Source organism: Anaerococcus tetradius (genome assembly GCF_947087635.1).
Taxonomy (GTDB): Bacteria; Bacillota; Clostridia; order Tissierellales; family Peptoniphilaceae; genus Anaerococcus; species Anaerococcus tetradius.
Genome location: NZ_CAMUDP010000027.1, coordinates 1 through 5411, shown reverse-complemented (window position 1 = coordinate 5411; position 5411 = coordinate 1). Strand labels below are relative to the sequence as shown.

Sequence of the window (5411 nt, the reverse complement as noted above, 5' to 3'; positions counted from 1 at the left end):
AAGAACTATTTGGTTTCTTACCGTAGGTGTTGCATTTGATTTGACAATTCGTCTACTAAAAAAGCACCTCTAAAATCCTACACCTGTAAATTTAGCTGTGCTTTATTTTTGGTAATGTTTTTTGCCATATTCTTCAATTTTTTTCCATCTTATATCAATTTCTTTTTTATCTTCTTCCGTTAATATTCCATATGATGTTTGAGAATTACACCTATCTTGGAAATTCTTTATCACTTCTTCATCCGTTATTTCATTTTTTTGTTTTATATTCATTTTTTACCTCAAATATGCTTATATAATTATCATTAAAAACTCTAACTAATTTTATTCCGCTATTCAAAAGAAACTCTCGTTGCTTCTTATAACTTCCTGCAGCTAAAGGTTCTATATATGCTCCATTGCTATCTTTAGGAACAATAATCGCCGCATTTGGTTTACCTCCAAATGCTCCATTTTTTGTAACTGATGTACTCAGAAACTTTTTGACATCATCATCAAGTCTATTAATATCTTCTTCTGTTCTATAAACAATTATATCGTGTTTTAGCTTGTTTTTCAACAGTCCTTGTTTTATGTTGTATGCATTTCTTAAGATTATTTCTTCTTCATTTTCATTAGCAGGTATATATCTATTATCTAGATATCCATTGATTTTCTCAAATAATCTAAGACCATCATTATCCTTACCATTGTAGGTATATTTACCAATGGCTTTTATCTCATCATCACTTAGAGTTTGAATCCATTTCTCAGCATCTTTTCTCAGTGTATTTACTACTTTATCATCTGGTATTGGGTTGTAACCGAGTTCTAAGGCCTTAGCTCTAGCAATATTACTTAATTTATTATCAACAATTTTATTTGCCAAATCAATCCTATCACTTTTTTTAGGATCATTCCACTCTTTTGACCAGACATTCTGTCTTCTATTTTTGTCAGGCACATAGTCTACAGTACATCTACAATACCTATGTCTTCTAAAGACATCATTGCCAGTGTCTTTTACTTCCTCATAATCATAGACACCTGCCTTATCCTTGCACCATTTGCAACATCCACTAACCTCTCTTCTAACTATCTTAGGCTTAAAACCTAATTTGTACATGAAGCCAAACAAGACAAAATAGATATAATCGCAACAGCATTAAATGTAAGCAAAGCCTATTTGATGGGCTATGATGTTGTAAAAGTAAATCGTGTAAAAATGTTTGCTAAAGACTCAAACTTAAACCAAAGCTTAACAAATAATCAAGAAAAAATAATAAGTTTATTCAACCAACTAAACAACGAAGGCTAAGAAAAAGCCATCTCTTATACCCAAGACCTGGCGACAGTGGAAAATATTCAATAGACCAAAATCTAAGTAGAGCTACTCAGGCAGAAATAGACCAGGAAGTAGAAGCCTATAGAAAAGAACTAGAACTTCAAGCAAGAACCGCAAAATCATCTCAATCAGAAGCTACAGGCGAAAAAAATAAATTAGCTTAACCTAAACTTTATAAGAAATGTTCCACCAATCAAAGTTGGTGACAAAGTAGAATTTGTATAAGCATTGACATTTTATTTAAAAATGACAAAAAAAGAGACTCCCCTCGTTCCCCAACGCTGGAATCTCTTAGAAACTTAGCAGACGGCATAACTCCGCCTGCTTCTATTATACCATAAATAGGAGGTTATATGAAAGATGTTAGCCTTACCATAAGAAAACGAAAGGACAGCAAAAAATACCAGGCTATAATAAGTGTAAATGTAAATAACAGCTGGAAACAAGGAGAAAGCTAAGGAGGATTTAAAACAAAAATAGCTGCCAAAAATTGGGCGGTTCCAAAACTAGCTGACTGGCAAAGCAAAGTGGCAAACGAATATGAGAAAATGACTATAGGTAGACTTAAAGAAATATATCTAGAAGACTTACAAACTAGAGTCAAAGAATCAACCTTCATAAACGCCAAAAGCTTCCTCAGACTCTGCGACAGATTTGACCATTGTAAACTTAGTGAAGTAACTCCCTATCAATATAGAGAGTACAAGAAAGATCTACCCTACTCCTATATGTCGAGGATGCACGCTTTCTATAACTTTTTAAGAAACGAACTTGAAATTCAAATCAAGAATCCATACAAAGCCATTTATGTCCCAAAAAAGAAAGACAAAATAGTCTCTTATGATGTATATATAGGGATGCTTAATACTATCGGTAGCCAGGATTGTAAGATGGCCTGCAAAATAATCTACAACGCAGGACCAAGAATAGCAGAAGTAGCCGGACTTAAAATTCCAGACATAACTAAAAATCATATTGTAATAAATAAACAGCTAAACCACACTACAAAGAAATTGTCTAGCGTAAAATCAAAAAACAGTAATAGGGAAATACCAATAACAGACGAATTCTACAAAGAACTAAAAGAATTTATCCAATCAAGACCAACTTTAAGAATGGATCAAAGAATATTTCCCCAAACCGAACCAAGTAATGCCCTATCAAAAGCACGCAGATACTATCTAAACGGCACCCAGTACGAAGGGATAACCTTCCACGACCTAAGACATACCTATATTACTAACTTGGTAATAAGCGGCCTAGATTTATTAACTGTGGCATATCTAGCTGGTGATGATTTAAACACAATAACAAAAACTTATATACACTTAACAAAGAAAAACTATAATATAGCTAAAGAGTTTATAAAAAATCAAAATATAATAAATATTTGACGCATTTTTGACGCAAGCAAAAAATAAAATAACAAAAGCGTTGAAATCAAGTACTATAGGAGCGTTAGCATATATCTTTTTATAATGGGTCCCAAGAAACATTACTAGATAATTATAGCTTAATAATATATTTTTACAAGCAACTATTATCTGTCGATTATAAATCTTTATAATCAACTTCCCTTGCCTCATATATAATTTTAAAAATTATGTCCTCCTTTAAATTGATTAATAGTTAATAAAAGGTACTGTAAAATTATGAAGATTTATAGGATAGTGTTCTCTTTGGGGCTGTTGGTGCTTTGCTCCTGCTCTAATAAGAATAAATCAGACAATGATTACTTAGATAAAGAAAATTTACAAATGATTGAAGAAATAAATTCTGTAGCCAAGGAAACTTTTAGTAAGGGGAAAGATTTCGTTTCAACTATAAATCTGGTTAATGAATCAAAACCAGAGTATAAGTCTGATAGGCGAGATGACTTAATTAAAAAATTAGAAGAACCGGCAAAAACCGACCAAAAGGCTAAGTGGATTTTGGATAATTTCAAAAATTTAAGTGATACCGAAGCCTACCTAGTTGGTAACGACTCAGATACAGTGGAATTTATTTACAATATGAAACATAATATTAATAAATTCCCCTATAAAGAAGGTGAAAGTCTTAAACTTAATAGAGCTACTCCCTTCTACCTCCAATGGGATAATAGATGGGCATATGAGAGCTTATCTGAAGCAAATATAGGACTTGCAGGTTGTGGACCTACATCTATGTCTATGGTTTTATCTAGACTAAAAAAAGATGCAAGCATAACTCCAAAAACAATTGGTAAAGATGCTAGAGAATTTATGGTTGAAGAAGGAATCTCATGGAAATTTTTCTCCCATGAAGCTAATAAATATGGACTTAAATGTCAAGATGTCGATAAGAATAAAGCTGCTATAATTGAAGCTCTAAAAAAAGGTCCTTTGATAGTTTCTGTCAATAGAGGATATTTCACTCTAGCAGGTCATATTTTTGTAATAGATTCTTACAAAGATGGAAAATTTATTATAAATGATCCTAACAGTATAAAAAATACCTTACGCCAATGGGATTATGAGCAGATAGAAAATCAAATAGCCCACATATGGAAAATTTTTTAAAAATATTTGACAGCTATTCTTATAGGTGGTATTATATAAGGGTAGTTGACACGCACCATTAGCTCAGTTGGTAGAGCACCTGACTCTTAATCAGGGTGTCCAGAGTTCGAGTCTCTGATGGTGCACCAGTTTTAAAGAGCTTCGGCTCTTTTTTTATTAATATAATACAAGCAATTAAAAAGCCGTTACTAGTCTCAAGAATATGTTTAGTAACAGCTTTTTATTTTTATTTTTCTTGAAGTAGATCGTTGGCTACTTCTAGGAGGGCGAGTCCAGTATAGTAGTTATCACCCATTAAATCATAGATTGCATCTTCAGTAAGTATTGCTTGATTAATATCAGTGGCTATCTCTCCCCTATTTGATGCATCCATATCTTTGGTGAAGTCTTCACTATAATAGTAATTAACAAGTCTTCTATAAGAATCTTGATTGTCATTGAAAGCATCAAGAGCTTTTTTTAAATCTTCGATTAATTTAGAATGTTTATCATAAATTTCATTTAGTTCATTAAGGTATTGATAATCCATTTAAATCTCCTTTATTTTTCCTATAAGCTTATCTACATCTAACTTTATATTCTTAGAGTAGGCTTCATCATTTCCATTGTTTGCTACGATTATTATATCTTCATCTTCTAGTATAGCAATGATTTGCCCACCACTTCCTGAAGCAAAGATAATATTTTCTTTACTTAACCATATTCCCCTACAATAATAATCTTCAGATAAATAATTAAGCCTAGAAGAATTAGAATTGGTATAGGAGATTTCAAGCATTTTTTCTATGCTTTCTTTATTAAGTATCCTTAGACCCTTATATAAGCCCTTATTAAGAATTATTTCCCCAAATTTAAGCATATCAACTGAGCTTAGATATAATTTGCTTGCACCTACTAGATAAGACCCATAAGAATCCCATCTAGGTGTTTCTATAGAGAGTACCTTAAAAAAATTTCTATTTATATATTCATACAAACTTGTTTCTAAGATACTTTCCATAAAAACTGACAAAAGATAAAAGCCTACATTTGAATAAAGAAATTTGTTAGCGGGATGGTAGCTTATCGGATAGTTTATTGCATAGTTAAGTAGGCCATCTTCATCCATCCCTTTTATATCCCTTGTCATAAGCAAGGGATAAGCATAACCAATTGAATGAGTTAGTAAATTATCCAATTTTATTTCTTCTAAGTATTTTAAGTTCTTCTTATTTGTAAGCTTTATTTTTTTATAAATATAGGGATATATTTTTGTATCAAGATTAATATCAAATGAAGTATCTTCCATTAGCTTTAAGGCTGTAAGGGTCATTATTGTTTTAGCTACTGATCTAATATTTACTCTAATATCATTTATATTTCCAGTTATTGTCTTATCGGCATTGTTATAGATAATGAAAGAAGTCGCCTTTGAGTTTTTAAGATAATCTTTATAATATTCGGACAGATTTAAAGTCATATCTTACCTTGTTAAAAGAGCTATAGATTCTAAATGTGTTGTCTGTTGAATAGGAACACAATTTATTAACCTCGTTGCTTGACTGAGA

General features: G+C 31.6%; 6 protein-coding genes and 1 tRNA gene. 3 read left to right on the top strand and 4 right to left on the bottom strand.

The window, feature by feature from the left end:
- Positions 1-102: 102 nt before the first annotated feature.
- Together P6936_RS08150 and P6936_RS08145 are read right to left on the bottom strand one after the other, a co-directional pair.
- On the bottom strand, positions 103-273 hold the full coding sequence (locus P6936_RS08150; RefSeq protein ID WP_276881366.1) for a hypothetical protein: 171 nt from the start codon (positions 271-273) through the stop codon (positions 103-105).
- Positions 251-1105 carry an ADP-ribosyltransferase gene (locus tag P6936_RS08145; protein WP_276881365.1) on the bottom strand — a complete coding sequence of 285 codons (855 nt, stop codon included), beginning with the start codon at positions 1103-1105 and terminating at the stop codon, positions 251-253. The genes P6936_RS08150 and P6936_RS08145 overlap by 23 nt, the downstream gene beginning before the upstream one ends.
- A 767-nt stretch (positions 1106-1872) precedes the next feature.
- On the opposite strand from P6936_RS08145, the gene P6936_RS08140 reads away from it, so the two are divergent.
- The 3 genes from P6936_RS08140 (at position 1873) to P6936_RS08130 (ending at position 3992) form a co-directional block, all read left to right on the top strand.
- Positions 1873-2718: a tyrosine-type recombinase/integrase gene (locus tag P6936_RS08140; protein ID WP_276881364.1), complete on the top strand. Its 846-nt coding sequence runs from the start codon at positions 1873-1875 to the stop codon at positions 2716-2718.
- A 363-nt stretch (positions 2719-3081) separates the two neighbouring features.
- Entirely contained in the window at positions 3082-3864 is a 783-nt protein-coding gene (locus P6936_RS08135) for a C39 family peptidase (RefSeq protein ID WP_231723868.1), read from the top strand.
- A gap of 52 nt (positions 3865-3916) precedes the next feature.
- Positions 3917-3992 (top strand) — tRNA-Lys (locus P6936_RS08130).
- A 98-nt stretch (positions 3993-4090) separates the two neighbouring features.
- Here the strand turns inward: P6936_RS08130 and P6936_RS08125 are convergent.
- Both P6936_RS08125 and P6936_RS08120 read right to left on the bottom strand, forming a co-directional pair.
- Complete coding sequence (locus tag P6936_RS08125; protein ID WP_276881363.1) at positions 4091-4393, bottom strand: DUF4298 domain-containing protein; 303 nt, start codon at positions 4391-4393, stop codon at positions 4091-4093.
- Entirely contained in the window at positions 4394-5323 is a 930-nt protein-coding gene (locus tag P6936_RS08120; RefSeq protein WP_276881362.1) for a serine hydrolase domain-containing protein, read from the bottom strand.
- Between the last annotated feature and the right edge of the window lie 88 nt (positions 5324-5411).